The organism is Armatimonadota bacterium (assembly GCA_031459715.1).
Taxonomy (GTDB): domain Bacteria; phylum Sysuimicrobiota; class Sysuimicrobiia; order Sysuimicrobiales; family Humicultoraceae; genus Humicultor; species Humicultor tengchongensis.
The window spans coordinates 1-17,839 of record JAVKIA010000043.1 but is presented as its reverse complement, the minus strand read 5'-3'; the positions used below and the strand labels follow the sequence as shown (position 1 = coordinate 17,839).

Annotated in this window: 18 protein-coding genes; 8 read left to right on the top strand and 10 right to left on the bottom strand. The window is 70.1% G+C overall.

Annotated features, from left to right (window positions below):
- A partial coding sequence (locus tag QN152_12350) for a tetratricopeptide repeat protein (protein ID MDR7540300.1) occupies positions 1-1,035 on the bottom strand: 1,035 nt, incomplete at its 3' end.
- A gap of 64 nt (positions 1,036-1,099) precedes the next feature.
- Positions 1,100-1,225, bottom strand: coding sequence for a hypothetical protein (locus QN152_12345; GenBank protein ID MDR7540299.1), 126 nt, complete (start codon positions 1,223-1,225; stop codon positions 1,100-1,102).
- A 440-nt stretch (positions 1,226-1,665) separates the two neighbouring features.
- Between QN152_12345 and QN152_12340 the strand changes: the two genes are divergently transcribed.
- The 8 genes from QN152_12340 to QN152_12305 all read left to right on the top strand — a co-directional run bounded on the left by QN152_12340 (position 1,666) and on the right by QN152_12305 (position 9,400).
- On the top strand, positions 1,666-1,956 hold the full coding sequence (locus tag QN152_12340) for a GYD domain-containing protein (protein MDR7540298.1): 291 nt from the start codon (positions 1,666-1,668) through the stop codon (positions 1,954-1,956).
- Positions 1,957-2,031: 75 nt separating this feature from the next.
- Positions 2,032-2,247 (top strand): hypothetical protein, encoded by a 216-nt coding sequence (locus tag QN152_12335; GenBank protein MDR7540297.1) that lies wholly within the window; start codon positions 2,032-2,034, stop codon positions 2,245-2,247.
- Positions 2,248-2,254: 7 nt separating this feature from the next.
- On the top strand, positions 2,255-2,527 hold the full coding sequence (locus tag QN152_12330) for a hypothetical protein (GenBank protein MDR7540296.1): 273 nt from the start codon (positions 2,255-2,257) through the stop codon (positions 2,525-2,527).
- Between the two features lie 12 nt (positions 2,528-2,539).
- The gene (locus QN152_12325) at positions 2,540-3,181 is read left to right on the top strand and encodes an MBL fold metallo-hydrolase (protein MDR7540295.1); all 642 of its coding nucleotides are present in this window, start codon (positions 2,540-2,542) and stop codon (positions 3,179-3,181) included.
- A 28-nt stretch (positions 3,182-3,209) separates the two neighbouring features.
- Positions 3,210-4,946 carry an ABC transporter ATP-binding protein gene (locus QN152_12320; GenBank protein ID MDR7540294.1) on the top strand — a complete coding sequence of 579 codons (1,737 nt, stop codon included), beginning with the start codon at positions 3,210-3,212 and terminating at the stop codon, positions 4,944-4,946.
- A 1-nt stretch (position 4,947) separates the two neighbouring features.
- Positions 4,948-6,768, top strand: coding sequence for an ABC transporter ATP-binding protein (locus QN152_12315; protein ID MDR7540293.1), 1,821 nt, complete (start codon positions 4,948-4,950; stop codon positions 6,766-6,768).
- 3 nt (positions 6,769-6,771) lie between these two features.
- Positions 6,772-7,113, top strand: coding sequence for a hypothetical protein (locus QN152_12310; protein ID MDR7540292.1), 342 nt, complete (start codon positions 6,772-6,774; stop codon positions 7,111-7,113).
- A 40-nt stretch (positions 7,114-7,153) separates the two neighbouring features.
- Positions 7,154-9,400 carry a xanthine dehydrogenase family protein molybdopterin-binding subunit gene (locus tag QN152_12305; GenBank protein MDR7540291.1) on the top strand — a complete coding sequence of 749 codons (2,247 nt, stop codon included), beginning with the start codon at positions 7,154-7,156 and terminating at the stop codon, positions 9,398-9,400.
- Positions 9,401-9,436: 36 nt separating this feature from the next.
- On the opposite strand, the gene QN152_12300 is transcribed toward QN152_12305, so the two are convergent.
- From QN152_12300 to QN152_12265, 8 genes are all read right to left on the bottom strand, one after another.
- Positions 9,437-9,811 (bottom strand): S1 RNA-binding domain-containing protein, encoded by a 375-nt coding sequence (locus tag QN152_12300; GenBank protein ID MDR7540290.1) that lies wholly within the window; start codon positions 9,809-9,811, stop codon positions 9,437-9,439.
- 182 nt (positions 9,812-9,993) lie between these two features.
- Entirely contained in the window at positions 9,994-10,341 is a 348-nt protein-coding gene (locus QN152_12295; protein ID MDR7540289.1) for a septum formation initiator family protein, read from the bottom strand.
- A gap of 80 nt (positions 10,342-10,421) precedes the next feature.
- On the bottom strand, positions 10,422-11,699 hold the full coding sequence (gene eno, locus QN152_12290; protein ID MDR7540288.1) for a phosphopyruvate hydratase: 1,278 nt from the start codon (positions 11,697-11,699) through the stop codon (positions 10,422-10,424).
- A complete protein-coding gene (locus QN152_12285; GenBank protein ID MDR7540287.1) occupies positions 11,699-11,962 on the bottom strand; it encodes a S4 domain-containing protein in 264 nt (87 codons plus the stop codon). Before QN152_12285 ends, eno begins: the two co-directional genes overlap by 1 nt.
- The gene (mazG, locus tag QN152_12280; GenBank protein ID MDR7540286.1) at positions 11,949-12,716 is read right to left on the bottom strand and encodes a nucleoside triphosphate pyrophosphohydrolase; all 768 of its coding nucleotides are present in this window, start codon (positions 12,714-12,716) and stop codon (positions 11,949-11,951) included. The genes QN152_12285 and mazG overlap by 14 nt, the downstream gene beginning before the upstream one ends.
- 6 nt (positions 12,717-12,722) lie before the next feature.
- Positions 12,723-13,763 carry a peptidylprolyl isomerase gene (locus QN152_12275; protein ID MDR7540285.1) on the bottom strand — a complete coding sequence of 347 codons (1,041 nt, stop codon included), beginning with the start codon at positions 13,761-13,763 and terminating at the stop codon, positions 12,723-12,725.
- Between the two features lie 37 nt (positions 13,764-13,800).
- Positions 13,801-17,118: a transcription-repair coupling factor gene (gene mfd, locus QN152_12270; protein ID MDR7540284.1), complete on the bottom strand. Its 3,318-nt coding sequence runs from the start codon at positions 17,116-17,118 to the stop codon at positions 13,801-13,803.
- 114 nt (positions 17,119-17,232) lie between these two features.
- On the bottom strand, positions 17,233-17,839 hold a 607-nt coding region (locus tag QN152_12265), incomplete at its 5' end, for an MFS transporter (GenBank protein ID MDR7540283.1).

Sequence of the window (17,839 nt, the reverse complement as noted above, 5' to 3'; positions counted from 1 at the left end):
AACCTGTGCGGCCAGCCGCCTGGCCTCCCTGGCCAGGTCCTCCGCCTCAGCCACCCTGTTCTGCACCAGAGCGGCGCGGGCGAGCTCGGTCAGCGTGTGCGCCTGCCCGGCATCGTCGGCCAGCTGCCGGGCGATGGCCAGGCTCTGGCGCAGGAGCGGCTCCGCCCCAGCCGCGTCCCCCCGGTCCAGCAGGAGCATGGCCAGGTTACGCTTCACCGCGCCCAGCAGCTGCAGGTTCTCCTGCACGAGGAGGAACTCCGCCGCCTGCCTGAACTCCCGCGCCGCCTCGTCGAAGGCGCGCTGCTGGGCGTAGGCCATCCCGCTGTTGATCTGCAGCGTGGCCAGGCCCATAGGATCGGAAGCCGCTTCCAGCAGCGGTCTGGCCGCCTGGAAGCACTCAAGAGCCTGGAGCGGCAGGCTCAGGTTGACGTACACGCGGCCCAGGTTGGTGAGGATGACCGCCTCCAGGCGCCGATCCGGGGGCGAGATCTGTCGGATCAGGGCGAGGGCCTCTGCCAGGTGTAGACGGGCTGCGGTGAAACGGCGCTGCCGGATGGCCAGCAGGCCACGGGCCTGGGCTACCAGGGCCTGCAGGCGCAGGTCCCCCACGGTGTGGGCGTGGTGCCCGGCCTGCTCCAGGTGGTGCTCGGCCAGGTCGAACTGCCTGACTCCGAGTAGTGCCTGTCCCATGCCCAGGTGGGCCTCCGCGAGGCGCTGGGGGTCGCCCAGCCGTTCGGCCAGCGCCTGGGCCGCCTGATAGTGCTCCATGGCGGGGGTGAAGCGGTGCTGCCGGAGCAGGACATCGCCGTGGCGCAGCAGAGCGTCGGTCTCGTCAGGGCGAGGCCGGTCGTCAATGAGCGTGGAAAGGGGGACCCCGAGGCGGTCGGCCAGCAGGCGCAGCGATCCCATGGAGGGGCGGACCTTGTCGTGCTCCAGCATGCTGATGAAGCTCTCCGACAGGTCGTCCCCGGCTAGGGCCCGTTGCGTTAGCCCTCTGGCGCGCCGCAGCTCCCGGATCCTGGCTCCAAGCGTCACGCCTCACCCCCGCGGGCGCTCTGAACCGGGCCGGGGCAGAACTCTCGTGCCAAGTACGCCGGCGCTAGTTCCTGATCGCCCCGAAGGAGTCGACGTCCCCCCTGCCGGCAAATGCCGGGCTCGTGCCGGCCGAGACGAACACCCCCAGGGTCAGCGCCAGGAGAAGCGCGGCAAGGATCCTCCGCATCATCAGCCTCCCCGTGTGGTCTGCACCTTTGTTATCGACAGAAGGTCGGGTTTTTAGACCCCCGGTGCACCCGCTGGGGAGGGGAGGACCCACCCGGCCAGGCCCCTAATCGGTCCCGCTTCGACAGGGGGACTGAAGTTCCTGCCTTCGGCAGTTTCTTTCTTCAGCTTTGCTTAAGAGGATCCCTGGACTTCTGAAGACCGGGTAGCCGCGTAGGAGGCCGGGACCGGGGGCGAAGGGAAAGGGCTTGTCGCCCGCGCACCCAGCTTGCGTTTGCAGGCCTCCTGGCTTGGCTGGCGGAGGTGACGGTATCCCTTGTCTGCAGAACGGCGCGAAAGGATCCGCACGACGCCGTAGGGAACATGTTGACGGCTACCGAGGCCTGGATACTGCGGCGGAAACCCCTAGTGAAAGGGCACCTACTTGAGACGGAGGTGAAGCGCGTGCCCACCTACATCATGCTCAGCACGTTGACCGAGAGCGGCGCGGAGACGCTGCTGAAGAACCCCGCCCGGATCAGGGAGGTGAACCGGGAGATTGAGGCTATGGGGGTGAAGGTGCAGCAGCAGTACGCGGTGCTTGGGCCTTACGATTTCGTCAACATCGTGGAAGCGCCCGACAGCGATACCATCGCCCGGGTGTCGGTGGAGCTGGGTGCGCGGGGCAGCGTGCGCATCATCACGCTGACCGCGATCCCCATCGAGAGCTTCATCAGCCGGTTGCAGCAGCGCTAATGGCCGACGCGCGGCCCGGCTCCCTGGCTGCGGCCGCGGTCCATCTGCCCGCTGCCGGGGTATAATAGTGGTGCAATGTCGGAGCTGGCGCGACTGCTGGTCGACCTGCAGAAGACGAGAGCGTCAGGGGATACCGTGGCGCTCGGGCTGCGCCTCAAGGACGGCAGGCCGGTCTTCGCCGTGCTCCTGGTGCGCGGCAACCAGGTCGTGGACGTCCTGGCCACCGGGTCGACGCCGGAGGAGGCCTGCCGCGCGGCGCTCAACGAGTACGCTGTCGCCGCCCTGCGCTAAGGCCCTGATGGCCCTCTCCACCCAGGAGGCCCGCCGCCGTCTGCGTTCTGTGCTGGCCTCCGTCGCCCCCGAGGTGACCCTGGACCTTCCATCGGTCCGCTGGGTGGATGCTCCCTACCCCGGCGTGGAGTTCGGCGTCCGCCTGGGACGGGCCAATGCTCTCCTGTTCATGCCGGTGGAGGACATCGACGGGGATGGATGGCCCGACCGCCTGGCAGAACGCCTGCGGCAGACGCGGGCCTACCTGGGCCACTTCCCGCTGGCGCAGGCCGGGTGGTAGGGGCTGGGCGGCATGCTGGTGGAGGTCCTCCCCCTTGGGCCCCTGCAGGCCAACTGTTACCTGGCCGCGGACGCCCGGACCCGCCGGACGCTGATCATCGACCCCGGGGATGAGCCGGAGCTCGTGCTCGCCCGTCTGCGCCACCTGGAACTTGCCCCCGAGGCGATCGTGGCCACGCACGGCCACTTCGACCACGTGGGCGGGGTCCGCGCCATCCGGGAGGCCACAGGCGTACCTTTCCTCGCTCTTGGGGAGGAGCGGGAGACGCTGGAGGGATCCGCGTTGCGGGCCCAGATCTTCGGCTTCTACGTGGATCCGCCACCCCTGGCCGACCGCTGGTTGCAGGAGGGGGATGAACTCGCCGTGGGCGGGCTGACCTTCCGCGTCCTCCATGCACCCGGGCACAGCCCGGGACACCTGATCCTCCTGGGGGAGGGGGCTGCCTTCGTCGGCGACGTGATCTTCGCCGGCAGCATCGGCCGCACCGACCTGCCCGGCGGCGATGGGGAGCAGCTGCTGGCCTCGATCGCCAGGTGTATTCTGCGTCTGCCCGACGAGACCACCCTCTACCCGGGCCACGGTCCGCCCACCACGGTCGGACGCGAGCGGGCCACCAATCCCTTCGTCCTGCCGCTCACCCGCTCACCCTGGTGAGGCCGGGAGGAGGCTGCCCGCCAAGCTCATGATCAGCCCGCGTCTGCGCGGCGCCATCGTCAGACACCGCGGGGAGTACGCCCGGGGGTTCGCCCTGGGCGTGGTGGCGACCGGAGTGGCCCTGCTGGCCCCCGCCGTGCTGCGGCGCGCTGTGGACGGCATCCGCGCCGGCATCTCCCTGCCGGAGCTGCTGGGGCTGGCCGCCGCCTATGTGGGCCTGGCGCTGCTGGCGGCGGCCATCCGCTTCTTCTGGCGAACCAGCATCATCGGCGCCTCCCGCCGGATCGAGTACGAGTTGCGCAACGCCTACTTTGCCCACCTGCAGCGCCTGCACCTGGGCTTCTTCCAGCACACCCGCACCGGTGACCTGATGGCCCGCGCCATCAATGACCTGCACGCGGTCCAGCGGCTGGCCGGGCCGGGCATCATGTACGCCGCAAACACACCGGTGATGCTGCTATTGGTCGGCGGCTGGATGGTCCGGCTGGACCTCCACCTGGCGCTGTGGGTGGGCGCCATCATGCCGCTCATCGCCGTGACCTTCTTCCTCCTGGGGCGGCAGATTCACCACCGCTTCCAGCAGGTGCAGGAGCAGTTCAGCACCCTTTCGGCCCGGGCCCAGGAGAACTTCTCTGGCATCCGCGTGGTCAAGGCCTTCGCCCAGGAGCCCTATGAGATCGCCGATTTTGCCCGGCTGGCTCGGGAGTTCATCCGGCGGAACCTGCGGCTGATGGTGGTGCAGGGCGCGCTGTGGCCGTCGATGACCCTGATCCTGGGGGTAGCCGCGGCAGTCCTCCTCTGGCAGGGCGGGCTGGCCGTGGTGCAGGGCCGGATCACGGTGGGCACCCTGGTGCAGTTCTACGCCTACCTGGGGCAGCTGGCCTGGCCGATGATCGCCCTGGGGTGGGTCACCAACCTGATCCAGCAGGGGGTGGCCTCCATGGGCCGGCTGGACGAGATCCTCAACGTGCGCCCCGCCATCGCCGACCACCCCGACCCGCATCCGCTGCGGACCATCCGCGGGGAGATCGAGTTCCGCGACGTCTCCTTCGCTTACGACGGGAAGCCGGTGCTACACGGCATCACCCTGCGCATCCCCGCGGGAAGCACGGTAGCGGTGGTGGGGCCGACGGGCAGCGGGAAGAGCACCCTGGTGAGCCTGATCGCCCGCCTCTTCGATCCCACCGAAGGCCGGGTTCTGATCGACGGGGTGGACAGCCGGCGCCTGCCGCTGGCCCTCCTGCGACGGGCCATTGGTTTCGTGCCCCAGGAGCCCTTCCTCTTCTCCGAGACCATCGAGGAGAACCTGGGCTTCGGCCTGGAGTCCGCCGACGGACGGCGCATTCTGGCGGCGGCAGAGGTGGCGCAGCTGGCGGAGGAGGTGGCAGAGTTCCCCCAGGGGTACAGCACCGTGGTGGGGGAGCGGGGAGTGACCCTGTCGGGAGGGCAGAAGCAGCGGGCGACTCTGGCCCGGGCGCTGGCCCGCGACCCCGCCATCCTCATCCTGGACGACGCCCTCTCCAGTGTGGATACTCACACCGAGGCCAGGATCCTGGAGCGGCTGCGCGGGGTACTGGCCACGCGCACCAGCATCCTCATCTCGCACCGCATTTCCACCGTGCGCCACGCCGACCAGATCATTGTGCTGGATGAGGGACGCATCGTGGAGCGGGGGGCCCATGAGGCCCTGCTGGCGCGGGGCGGCCTCTATGCCGACCTCTACCGCAAGCAGCTCCTGCAGGAAGAGCTGGAGGCGGAGCAGTAGCGTGTCGGTGGAGCTGCAGGAAGAGGAGATCCTGGGGAAGGCCTACGACGGCCGGCTGATGCGGCGGCTCCTGAGCTATGTGCGGCCCTGCTGGCGGCTGGTAGGGCTTTCGGTGCTGCTGTTGCTGCTCAGCTCCGCCGCTGCCCTGGCCGGCCCCTACCTGGTACGTCTGGGCATCGACCGGCACATCACCCCGGGACGGCTGAGCGGATTGGGTGCGCTTACCGCCCTGTACGTGGCCATCCTCCTGGCGGGGTTTGCCTTCCGCTACCTGCAGAGCTACCTTATGCAGATGGTGGGCCAGCGGGCCATGTACGACCTGCGCCTGGCCCTGTTCAGCCACCTGCAACGCCTCTCCGTCGGCTTCTACACCCGCACCCCCGTGGGCCGGCTGGTCACGCGCATCACTAACGACATCGACGCCCTCAACGAGATGATCACCCAGGGGGTAGTGGGCATCTTCGGCGACCTGATCACCCTGGTGGGCATCGTGGTGGTGCTGCTGCTGCTGGAGTGGCGCCTGGCGCTCATCACCTTCACCGTCATCCCACTGATCCTGCTGGCCACTGTCCTCTTTCGGGTGAAGGCGCGGGAGACCTACCGCGCGGTGCGCACGCGGCTGGCCCGGATCAACGCCTACCTCAACGAGAACATCACAGGAATGGCCATCGTCCAGCTCTTCAACCGCGAGCGGCGGAACTTCCAGCGGTTCGACGCGCTGAACCGGGAGCTGCTGGGCTGGCACCTGCGCGGCCTGCGCGCCTTCGCCCTCTTCCACCCCTCGGTGGGGGTGATCAGCTCCCTGGCCATCGCCCTCATCCTGGTCTTCGGCGGGGGAGTCTTCCACGCCTCGGTCACCATCGGCCTGCTGGTGGCCTTCATCCAGTACGCGCAGCGCTTCTTCGAACCCATTGAGGAGCTGGCGGAGAAGTACAATATCCTGCAGGCGGCTATGGCCTCTTCGGAGCGGATCTTCCGCCTGCTGGACGAGCCCGTGGAGGTGGAGGATCCTCCCCTGCCCCTGCCCCTGGAGCGGGTGCGCGGGGAGATCGAGTTCCGCCACGTCTGGTTCGCCTACGCCCCGGCCGGGGACGGCTCGCCCGACTGGGTGCTCAGGGACATCTGCTTCCGTATCGCCCCGGGGGAGAGTGTGGCCTTTGTGGGCCACACCGGCGCGGGGAAGTCCTCCATCATCAACCTGATCTGTCGCTTCCACGACCCGCAGCGGGGAGAGGTGCTGGTGGACGGGGTGGACGTGCGCCGCTACGCGCAGCGCGACCTGCGACGGCACATCGGGCTGGTGTTGCAGGACGTCTTCCTCTTCTCCGGCACGGTGGAGGACAACATCCGCCTGGGCAACACGGAGATCTCCCATGAGGAGGTGCGCCGTGCGGCGCAATTCGTCAACGCCCACCGCTTCATCGACCGGCTGCCTGCTGGCTACCACACCGAGGTTAAAGAGCGCGGGGCGACACTCTCGGTGGGGCAGAAGCAGCTCATCGCCTTCGCCCGGGCCATCGCCCACAACCCGGAGATCCTCCTGGTGCTGGACGAGGCCACCAGCAGCGTGGACGTGGAGACGGAGATCCTCATCCAGGAGGCGCTGCAGAAGGTCCTGCGCGGCCGCACCTCCATCATCATCGCCCACCGCCTCTCCACCATTCAGCATGTGGACCGCATCCTGGTGCTGCACAAGGGCCGCATCGTGGAGGAGGGGCGGCACCAGGAGCTGCTGGCGCGAGGCGGCATCTACACCAAGCTCTACCAGCTGCAGTACCGCGACCAGGAGGTGCGCCTCCCCCGCCTGACCGGCGGGCCCTAGGCCGTGGAGGAGGCGCTGCTGCGGGAGTTGCGGCGGGCCGTGCTGCAGGCGCTGGAGGAGCGGCGCAGTCTGGTGGCCTTCTCCCGCGCGGAGGCCCTGGAGCTGGACCGCCTGGCCCGGGAGTACGAGGTGGCGGCGCTGGAGCGGGTGCGTCGCGCCCTGCAGCACCTGCCGCCGAAGGGACTGGCCCTCAGCCTGCGGAACCTCCTGGAGCGGATGGACGAGCAGCTGCGGGAGCTGGAGGCACAGACCCACATTGCCGAGTCCTCCCGCCGCCTGCAGCGGGACGACATCACCTGGCGGACATTCGAAGACGTGGCCGCCGTGCTGGGGATCGAGGCCTAGCACGGGGCGGGGCTAGCAGCCTGGAGGACGCGCGGTGAGCATGCAGGTGGGGCGGCGCATGCCGCGTATGGACGGCAGGGAGAAGGTGACGGCGGTGGCCCGCTACACCGAGGATCTGCGTTTGCCCGGGATGCTCTACGCCCGGCTGCTGCTCTCACCGTACGCGCACGCGCGCATCCTGAACGTTCGCCGGGACGCGGCCCTGGCCGTCCCCGGCGTCGTCGCGGTCCTCCTGGCGGAAGACCTGCCGCTGGCCGCGGGGGCCTCCCGCGAGGAGCACCTCCTGCTGGCCGAGGGCGAAGCGCGGTTCGCCGGCCATCCCGTGGCTGCGGTCCTGGCGGAGAGCGAGGCGGCGGCCGCAGACTGCATAGAGGCACTGGCCGGGGCTGTGGAGTACCAGGTGCTGCCTGCGGTGCTCGATCCGGAGGAGGCCATGCGGCCCGACGCCCCTCTGGTCAACCCCCAGGCGGGCGGTGGGGAGGGGCAGGCCGCAGGTCACGCCGCGGTGGCGGTGCAGGAGGTGAGGGAGGACCGACCGCGCAACGTGGCCAGCGTGGTCCGCTACACCCGGGGGGATATCGCTCGGGGATTCCGTGAGGCGGACGTGGTCCTGGAGGAGACCTTCCGTACTGCCCGGGTCTACCAGGGCTACCTGGAGCCGCACGCCACCGTGGCCGTGCCCGACCTCATCCGCGGTGGGGTGACCATCTACACGGCAACGCAGGGCGTCTTCTATGTGAGAGAGCAGGTGTGCGACCTCCTGGGGCTGTCCGAGACGCAGGTGCGGGTGGTACCCATGACCATTGGCGGCGGCTTCGGAAGCAAGATCCTCTTCACCCAGGGACTGACCGCGGCGCTGGCGCTGGCGGTACGCCGGCCGGTGCGGCTGGTGCTGCCGAGGCGCGACGACTTCCTGGTGGCCAACGTGGCGCCGGCCACGGTGATCACCGTACGCCTGGGGGCGCGTGGGGACGGGACGCTCCTGGCACTGCAGGCCCGCCTGGTGTTCGACTGCGGCGCGGAGCCTGGGGGGACCGCCGCCATCGCCGCCACGCTGCTTGGGGGATACTACAAGGTTCCCCACCTGCTGATCGAAGGGTTCAACGTCATGACCCACCTGCCCCCGGTGGGTGCCTACCGCGCCCCCGGCGCGCCCCAGGCCACCTTCGCCATCGAGGGGATGATGGACCGCCTGGCCCGGCGGCTCGGCCGCGACCCCATCGACCTTCGGCTGCAGAACGCCTCTGCGGAAGGCGACCCCCAGCCCTCTGGGCGACCCTGGCCGCGAATCGGTCTGCGCCAGGTCCTGGAGCGGACCCGGGCTCACCCCCTCTGGCAGGACCGCCGCCCGGGAGACGGCGTGGGAGTGGCGGTGGGGGGGTGGACCGGAGGCGTGGAGTCGGCCAGCGCCTGCGTGCGCGCCAACACCGACGGCACGTTCCAGGTGGTGGTGGGCGCGGTGGACCTCACCGGGACCTTCACGGCCATGGCCCAGATCGCCGCAGAGGTGCTGGGGGTACCGGTGGAGCGGGTGCGCGTGGTCGGCGCAGACAGCGACCAGGCTCCCTACGCGGGAATGTCCGCGGGCAGCAAGACCCTCTACACCGTGGGTGCGGCCGTCCGCCTGGCCGCCGAGGAGGCGCGACGACAGATCCTGGCCATCGCGGCCAGGGAGCTGGAGGCGCGGGAGGACGATCTGGAGATCGCCGAAGGACAGGTGCGGGTACGCGGCGTGCTCTCCCGGGGGATCGGCCTAGAGCAGGTCGCCGAGCAGTCGATGCGCTTCGGCGCCAGGTACCCGCCCGTGTTCGGCCGCGGCTCGGTGGCCGCCCCTCGGCAGGCTCCGGGGTTCGCCGCGCATCTGGTCAAGGTCACGGTGGACCGGGAGACCGGCGTGGTCCGCATCCAGCGCCAGGTGGTCGTCCAGGACGTGGGGTTTGCCATCAACCCCGCAGTGGTGGAGGAGCAGGTCTTCGGAGGCGCGGCCCAGGCTACCGGCTGGGCGCTCCTGGAAGGGCTGGTCTATGACCGGGCCGGCGCGCTGCTGTCCAGCACCTTTGCCGACTACGCCCTCCCCCGGGCCACGGAGGTGGCGCCGCTGGAGGCGGTGCTGGTGGAAGTGCCCTCGGCGGAAGGCCCGTTTGGGGCCAAGGGGGTGGGTGAACCGCCGGTGATCGCTGGCGCAGCAGCTGTGGCCAGCGCCATCGCCGACGCCACCGGCGCCCAGCTCACCGAACTGCCCATGACGCCCGCCCGTGTGCTGGCTGCGCTGGCGCAGCGAGGGTAGCGGCCGAAGGGGACTCGCTGCGGATCGGGTTTCGGGCTACCTGCGGCGGCGGCCGCCGCGCTTGGCTTCGGTGTTGCGCTTGAGATCCAGGAGGCGCTCCTCGGACTCCTTCATGAAGGCCTTGAGCTTATCTTCGAAGGAGCTGCGGGCCCGGGCGCGGGCGGCGCGCTCTTCCGGGGAGAGAGCCTGCTTCACCGAGAGGTCGAGCTTGCCCCTCTCGTTGACACCGAGGATCTTGACGCGGACCCGCTCCTGTTCCTTCAGGTAGTCCTTGACGTCCTTGACGTAGGTGTCGGCGATCTCGGAGATGTGGACAAGGCCGCTCTTGCCGTCGGGCAACTCCACGAAGGCACCGTAGTGCGTGATCTTGACCACGGTCCCTTCGACGATAGTGCCGACCTCAACGCTCATCTGGGGCGGGATCTGGCCTCCTCCGCGCAGACACCTGGAAATTGGGCAAGCGCATTATATGCGCGGACCCGGGAGGTGTCAATCGGGCGGCCGCCGTGTGTGTGCTGGCCAAACGGGTGATGGCGAGGGAGCTTCCCATCCCCCGCAACTTCTGGCTTCGCTGTGGACCAGGCGGTGAGAGGTCACGGGGCGGGTGGGGGCGTGGGGGTGGTCCGGATGAGGATCACCGGGATCTCCCCGGGCCTGACCAGACCCAGCTGCTCGCGGGCCAGCCTCTCGATATAGGCTGGCGTGTGCAGCCGGCGGATCTCTTCCCGCAACTGCGCGTTCTCCCGGCGCAGAGTCTGGATCTGGCCCTCCAGCCGCGCCGCTTCACGGCGCAGCCGGTAGGCGGTGAGGGTACTTGCCCCGTAGGCGCGCAGCAGGAGCGTGGCTGCAGCCAGGACGAGCAGGGGGATGACCCAGCGGGGGAAACGGCGGCGCAGGCCAGGATGGGTCAGGGTGCGGTGGGGAAGATAGTCCTTCGGCATTTGGCCGCCTCCTAGAGTTGGACGGAGGCGGGAGAAATCCTGCGCGGAGAGAGGCGGCGGGGGAGTCGCTGTGCCGGCCGTCAGGCGGGAACCCCCAGCCCCCGCCGCCCGGCGAATTCGGCCTCAGGGCCCAGGGCCTCCTCGATGCGCAGGAGTTGGTTGTACTTGGCCACACGTTCGCCCCGGGATGGCGCGCCGGTCTTGATCTGCCCGGCGCCCACCGCCACCGCCAGGTCGGCGATGGTGGTGTCCTCGGTCTCGCCCGAACGGTGGGAGAGGATGACCGCGTATCCGGCCGCCCGCGCCAGAGCCACGGTCTCCAGGGTCTCAGTCAGTGTGCCGATCTGGTTGGGCTTGACCAGCACGGCATTGGCTACCCCCTCGGCGATGGCCCGCCGCACCCGCTGGGGGTTGGTGACGAAGAGGTCATCTCCCACCAGCTGCAATCTTCCGCCCAGGCGGGTGGTCATTGCCCGCCAGGCCTCCCAGTCGTGCTCCCCCAGCCCGTCCTCAATGGAGCGCAGGGGGAACTCTGCGGCCAGCGCTTCGTAGTAGGCCATTACCTCCTCCGGGGTGCGCACCCGCCCCTCCCTGCTGAAGTGGTAGCTGCCCTCCCGGGCCAGCTCGCTGGCCGCCACGTCCAGGGCGAGGACGACCTCCTCCCCCGGCGCATATCCCGCCCGGGTGATGGCCTCCACCAGGAGGGCGAGCGCCTCGGCGGCGTCCCGCACGTTGGGAGCGAAGCCGCCTTCATCGCCCACCCCCGTACTCAGACCGCGCTCTCGCAGCAGCGCTTTCAGGTGGTGGAAGACCTCCACCCCCATGCGCAGCGCCTGGCCGTAGCGCTCCGCCCCCCAGGGGACGATCATGAACTCCTGGATGTCCAGCGTGTTGTCGGCGTGGGCTCCGCCGTTGATCACGTTCATGGTGGGGACGGGCAGCCGGCGGGCGTCCTCGCCTCCCAGGCTTCGGTAGAGGGGGAGACGGCGGGAGGCGGCGATGGCTTTGGCCAGCGCCAGCGACACTGCCAGGATGGCATTTGCCCCCAGACGCGATTTGTTTGGGGTGCCGTCCAGGGCGATCAGCCGGCGGTCGACCTCCTCCTGGTCCGCAGGGAGGCCGCGCAGCGCCGGGGCGATCTCTTCCTCGATGGCCCGCACCACCTTCTGCACCCCGCGCCCCAGGTAGCGCCGCCCGCCGTCGCGCAGTTCCAGCGCCTCGGCCTCTCCGGTGGACGCCCCCGCGGGGACTGCCGCCCGCCCCCACGCTCCGTCGTCCAGGTAGAGATCGGCCTCCACGGTGGGGTTGCCCCGGGAGTCCAGGATTTCCCGCGCCACGATGGCGCCAATCGCCGGCATCACCACCACCCCAGGGAGTCCTCGCCCAGGATCTCATACGACGGAGTTCGCCCCGCTTCCCGCGGTGAAGCGGGCAGGTGCAGCACACGGACCCGCAGTCGCCGCTGTTCCAGCGAGACCTCCAGGATGTCGCCCACGGCCACAGGGGTAGCGGGCCTGGCCCGCCGCTCGTTCACCTGTACCCGCCCGGCGTCGCAGAGGCGCTGCGCCAGGACGCGCCGCCGCACCAGCTGACTGAGCTGCAGGTACTTATCCACCCGCATGGCCGCTCTTGGCCTGCTCCCACAGCGCCAGCAGCTCCTGCAGCGTGTGCTCCCTCAGGGGGCGACCGGTGGCCCTGGCCAACGCCTCCAGGCGGGTGAAGCGTTGCACGAACTTGCGCGTGGCGTCCCGCAGTGCCTGCTCGGCGTCCACGCCGTGGAAGATGGCCACGTTGATCAGGGTGAAGAGGGCGTCGCCCAGCTCGTCGGCCGCTGCCTCCGGATCGGATGCCGTCTGCAGCTCGCCGAGCTCCGCCCGCGCCTTTGCCACCGCCGCCTGCAGGTCCGGCCAGCGGAAGCCGAGAGCGCGCACACGCTCCTGCACCTTCTGTGCCCGGGCGAGGGCGGGCAGGGCCTCAGGGACGCCGGCGAAGGGGGCCTCCCGCTTCGCCTGCTTGGCGTCGTGCCAGTGGGCCAGCACAGCCTCCGCGGTCTCCAGCCGGGCGTCGCCGAAGACGTGCGGGTGCCGATCGATCAGCTTGCGCACCAGTCCGTCCACCACCTCCCCGATGGTGAACCCTCCGGCTTCCTCGGCCATACGGGCCTGGAAGACCACCTGCAGCAACAGGTCGCCCAGTTCCTCGCGCAGCGCGGTGCCGTCCCCCCGGTCGATGGCCTCCAGGGTCTCGTATGTCTCCTCCAGCAGGTAGGGGCGGAGGGAGCGGGGAGTCTGCGCCCGGTCCCAGGGGCAGCCGCCGGGGCCGCGCAGGCGGGCCATGACCGCCACCAGGTCGTCGAAGGTGTAGGGAGCCGACATGGCCGGCTACGATGGGCGGGGGAACCGCTTGATGGTCGCCTGCTTGCGCTGCACCTGCAGCCACTGCTGGAAGGCCGCCTCCCGCCGCTGCTGCAGGAGCTCCTCCCGGATCCGGGCCTGGACCTGCTCCAGCGTGGCCCGGCGCGCCGGCCTGCGCTCGTGCACCAGGATGAGGTGGTAGCCGAAGGACGTTTTCACCGGCTCGCTCACTTGCCCGGGAGGGAGGCTGAAGGCGACCCGCTCGAACTCCGGCACCAGCGTGCCCCTAGCCACCAGGCCCAGATCGCCGCCGCCCGCCTTGCTGCCCGGATCCTCCGAGTATTGCCGCGCCAGGTCGGCGAACTTCTCCCCACGGGCCAGGCGTCCCTGAATGAGGAGCAGGGTCTGTTTGGCACGCTCCTCCTCCTGCGGGGTGCTGGCGCGGATGAGGATGTGGCTGACCCGCACCTGTTCCGGCTGGTCGTACTGGGCGCGGCGCTGAGCGAACACCTCCTGCACCTCCTCGGCCGTAACCCGCACATCGGTGACCAGCGGCATCAGCGCCTGTACCGTCAGGGAGAGGCGGATGATCCGCCGCGCTTCCGCCGTGGTCAGGTTGCGCTGCGCCAGTGCCCTCTGCAGCTCCTGCTCGCCTCCCAGTTGCGCCGTGATCCGCGCCAGCTCGGCGTCCACCTGTACGTCGCTGGTCTCAACGCCCCGCCGCCGGGCGGCCTGCACGATCAGGCGTTCGTCGATCAGGCGGTCGAGCAGTGCGCCTGTGAGCTCAGCCCGCTGCTTCTCCCCCTCCGCGCCGCTGAGGTTGACGTTGAACTGGGCGGCGGCGCGCTCCACCTCCCGCTCCACCTCGCTCCAGTAGATGGGCTCGTCGTTGACCATCACCGCCAGGGCGGAGCGGGCCCGCAGCCCGGCCACGGCCACCCCCACAGGCCGGCCGCGGACGGTCAGGCGCAGGTCCACCCCGAAGGTCAGGGCATAGCCTGCACCTGCTGCCACCAGCACGGCGGTGGCAATCACCAGCACCAGCAAGGCCTTGCGTCCTCTGCGCACGAGAATGACTCCTTTCGTAGTTCGGTGCGCCCGGCGGTCAGGAAATGGTTACGGCCTCCTCGGCCCGCTGCCCGCTGAACCGGGCCACCGCTTCCAGAATCTCCCGGAGCTCGCCCGCCTGGTCCAGGAAGTGCCGCCCCCGGGTGCGCACGGTGAGCACCGCGGGGGTCACCTGCAGACGCTCACCGTAGGCTACGCGCAGGCGCCGCTGCACGGCGTCGCTCAGGTAGGCTGCAGGCCGCAGGCGGATGATGTACTGCCCGCCCTCGCGCACCACCGCTGCCGCGCCCACGCGCCTGGCCAGGACCCGCAGCCGCACCGCCGCCAGCAGGTGCGCCACCGCCGCGGGCGGGTCGCCGAAACGGTCCCGGATCTCTTCGGCCAGTCGCTCCGCCGCCTCCAGGGAGGCGGCCGCGCCCAGCCTCCGGTAGAGGGTCATGCGCTGCGTCTCGTCGGCCACGTAGTCCGGGGGAATGAACGCGTCCACGTGGATGTCGATCACGGGGTCGGGGGCGTCGTCCACCATCTCGCCGCGCAGCTCGCGGATGGCCTGGTCCAGGAGGCGGCAGTAGAGATCAAAGCCCACGGCGGAGATGTGGCCGTGCTGCTCCGGCCCCAGCAGGTTGCCCGCGCCGCGGATCTCCAGGTCGCGCATGGCCAGCTTCAACCCCGATCCCAGCTCCACGAATTCCTGCATGGCCTGCAGGCGTTGCTCGGCCTCCGGCGTCAGCGTCTCGCCCCGCGGGTAGAGCAGGTAGCAGTAGGCCTGCCGGTCGGCCCGGCCCACCCGGCCGCGCAGCTGGTAGAGCTGGGCCAGGCCCATGAGGTGAGCGTCCTGGACGATCACGGTGTTCACCCGAGGAATGTCCAGGCCGATCTCCACGATGGTGGTGCAGACCAGCACGTCAAAGCGTCCCCCCAGGAAGTCCATCATCACCCGCTCCAGCTTTTCCTCCGGCATCTGCCCGTGGGCCACGGCGACGCGCGCTTCGGGGACGATGCGAGCGATGGCCCGGGCGGCTCGTTCGATGGACTGCACCCGGTTGTGCACTACATACACCTGACCGCCGCGGGCCAGCTCCCGCACGATGGCCTCGCGGATAATCCCCTCGTCCGCCTCACGGATCTCGGTGTGGATGGGCAGGCGTGCCTCCGGCGGGGTCTCCATGACCGACATGTCGCGCAGGCCCACCAGGGACATGTGCAGGGTACGGGGGATGGGGGTCGCCGTCAGCGTGAGCACGTCCACCTGCTGGCGCAGCTGTTTCAAACGCTCCTTGTGCTCCACGCCGAAGCGCTGCTCCTCGTCGATGATCACCAGTCCCAGGTCGCGGAAGACGACGTCCTTCTGCAGCAGGCGGTGCGTGCCTATGACGATGTCCACCTGCCCCTCGGCCAGCTGGCGGAGGATGCGCTGCTGCTCCCTTCGCGAGCGAAAGCGGGACATCACCTCCACCGTGATGGGGTAGGCGGCCAGGCGGCGGAGGAAGACGTCGTAGTGCTGCTGGGCCAGGATGGTGGTGGGCACCAGGATGGCTACCTGCTTGCCGTCCATGACCGCCTTGAAGGCAGCGCGCAGCGCCACCTCGGTCTTGCCGTACCCTACATCCCCGGCGATGAGGCGGTCCATGGGCCTGGGGGACTCCATGTCCCGCTTCACATCCTGGATGGCCTGCCACTGGTCAGGGGTCTCCTCGTACTCGAAGGCCGCCTCCAGCTCGTGCTGCCAGGGAGTGTCCGGGGAGAAGGCGAAGCCGGGTGCGGTCTGCCGCGCCGCGTACAGCGCCAGCAGTTCCCCGGCCAGCTCCCGGGCCGACTCCCGCACCCGCTGCTTCTCCCGCTCCCACTCCGCCCCGCCCAGGGTGTTCACCCGGGGGACCTGGCCTTCCACCCCGATGTAGCGCTCCACCAGGGCGATCTGCTCCACCGGGACGTAGAGGCGGTCGCTGCCGGCATACTCCAGGAGCAGGTAGTCCCGTTCCGCGCCGTTCATGGTCAGGTGGACCAGGCCGCGGTAGACGCCGATGCCGTGGTGGATGTGCACCACGTAGTCACCGGGGACCAGGTCCGCCCAGGAGGCGATGCGCTTACCCTGGCGGACAAAGCGCAGGCGCGAGCGCCGCCGCCATCCCAGGATCTCGCTGTCGGTGACCACCACCAGGCCAGCCGGATCGAAGGCGAACCCGCGGGAGAGGGGCGCCTCCACCGCGGTCATCGTCCCCGGCGGGGGAGCCACGGGCAGGCCCGGGGCTGTGGGTACCCGCAGGCCCTGCGCGTCCAGAACCTCCGCCACCCGCTCGGGGTGCGCCGAAGCCACGACTACCAGACGTCGCTGCTGCGTCCACTCGCGCAGCGCCCGGGCCAGCAGGTGCGTCTGCCCGCCGAAGGCCTCCACGCCACCGAAGCGTAGCGGTACCTCCGCATAGGGCGCCACGGCGCCGCGCAGCGCGGAGAGGACCACCCGGCGGAAGCGCTCCAGGCGCGCGGCCACCTCGACCCAGGAGAGGTGGGGGGGCACCTGGCTGCCCGCCTCCTCCGCCCTGTCCTGCAGCGCGCCCGCCTGCGCCGCCAGCTCCGGCTCCTCGTCCAGCACCACCAGCGCCTGCGGCGGGAGGTAGTCCAGCAGGCCCGCCGCCAGGCCAGCCTGGGGCTCGCGCAGGGGCAGCAGGACCGCCTCCCCCACCGTGCGGGTGCTGCGCTGGGTGACCGGGTCGAATTCCCGCAGCGACTCCACCTCGTCCCCGAACAGCTCGATGCGGTAAGGGCCGCCGGCCGGCGGGAAGAGGTCAATGACCCCCCCGCGCACCGCTATCTGCCCGCGGGCCTCCACCAGAGGCCGGCGCTCGTACCCGTAGTCCGCGAGCAGGGTGAGGAAGTCGTCGCGTACCAGACGGTCGCCGACGCGGATCTGCTTCCGCTGCGCGCGCATGTGCTCTGGCGCAGGAAGCCGGCGCAGGAGACTGGCAACCGACACCAGGCCGATGGTGGGTGTGCCGCCGCTCAGCCGCTCCAGCAGTGCTCGCCACTCCGCCACAGCCTCCAGCGAAGGCTGCTCCCGCTCGTAGGGCGCCCCCTCCCAGTAGGGTAAGAATGCCAGGCGCGGCGCCAGGTCCGGGTCAAAGACCACGAGGTCCCCGGCCAGCCGTTCCGCCGCGTCCCGCCCGGGAAGGATGACCAGCACGGTCTGCGGAGCCTCCCGGTCGGTAAGCAGCGCCGCCAGTAGGTAGGCCTTTTCCGCGCCCGCCGGGCCCAGGATCCACAGGGGGCGGTGCTGCCGCACCGCGTCCCGGATCGGGGCGAACGGTGGGCTGTCGCGGAGCAAGGTGAGCAGGCCGCTCAGCATCTCAGAGGACACGCGCAACAAGCGAAAAATCCTTTTAATTTTACCGGGGATGGACGGCGCAGGTCAAAAACTCTGTCATGTGTTCCGGAACTCCGCCGCCCAGCGCACAGGCCATTCCCGCAAAGGTCAACTCGGCCCGGACCGAGTTCCTCGTGTGGTCACGTCATGTTTTTCTGTCCCCATTTCATGGGACTTGACCAGGTCTTTCTGCACACCTGCAGACCGGCAGGCCAGCCGAGCACCCGGAGCGGGTCGGCCTCCCACCAACAGGGTGAGGACCCCCGCTGCTGCAGCTGCAGCCAGAGAGATGAAGGCCCAGCCCCAGCCGTAGGCGTCCAGCAACGCCCCGAAGAGCACCGGCGAGACGATGGTGGCCACGAAGCCGAGCGTTGACTGGACGGCCATGGTGGTGCCCAGGGCGTGCGGGAAGGCGCTCTCCGCTACGGCCGTAGAAAGGGTGGAAGACTCCGCAGTAGTGAAGATGCCGTACAGCAGCGCCACGGAGATAACTACTCCCAGCCCGGCCGGCAGGAGCCACCCCATCACCGCGGAGCACAGGGCCGAGGCCGAAAGGAAGATGACGATGGTGCGCCTGCGGCCGGCGCGGTCGCTCAGCCAGCCGCCGGCGGCGTTGGATACAGCGCCGGCCAGCAGCACGGCGCTGCCCACTGCGGTGCCCATGCGCGCGGCCTCGGGAAGTGAGGCCCCCTGCGCGCTCCAGGCGGCGGTGAGG

Bases quoted from the DNA above. Each gene is read 5' to 3' on its own strand.
- QN152_12305 (MDR7540291.1), top strand. From the start codon at position 7,154: ATGCAGGTGGGGCGGCGCATGCCGCGTATGGACGGCAGGGAGAAGGTG.
- QN152_12300 (MDR7540290.1), bottom strand. From the start codon at position 9,811: ATGAGCGTTGAGGTCGGCACTATCGTCGAAGGGACCGTGGTCAAGATC.
- QN152_12335 (MDR7540297.1), top strand. From the start codon at position 2,032: ATGTCGGAGCTGGCGCGACTGCTGGTCGACCTGCAGAAGACGAGAGCG.
- eno (MDR7540288.1), bottom strand. From the start codon at position 11,699: ATGCCGGCGATTGGCGCCATCGTGGCGCGGGAAATCCTGGACTCCCGG.
- QN152_12330 (MDR7540296.1), top strand. From the start codon at position 2,255: ATGGCCCTCTCCACCCAGGAGGCCCGCCGCCGTCTGCGTTCTGTGCTG.
- QN152_12285 (MDR7540287.1), bottom strand. From the start codon at position 11,962: ATGCGGGTGGATAAGTACCTGCAGCTCAGTCAGCTGGTGCGGCGGCGC.
- QN152_12320 (MDR7540294.1), top strand. From the start codon at position 3,210: ATGATCAGCCCGCGTCTGCGCGGCGCCATCGTCAGACACCGCGGGGAG.
- mazG (MDR7540286.1), bottom strand. From the start codon at position 12,716: ATGTCGGCTCCCTACACCTTCGACGACCTGGTGGCGGTCATGGCCCGC.
- QN152_12345 (MDR7540299.1), bottom strand. From the start codon at position 1,225: ATGATGCGGAGGATCCTTGCCGCGCTTCTCCTGGCGCTGACCCTGGGG.
- QN152_12325 (MDR7540295.1), top strand. From the start codon at position 2,540: ATGCTGGTGGAGGTCCTCCCCCTTGGGCCCCTGCAGGCCAACTGTTAC.
- QN152_12295 (MDR7540289.1), bottom strand. From the start codon at position 10,341: ATGCCGAAGGACTATCTTCCCCACCGCACCCTGACCCATCCTGGCCTG.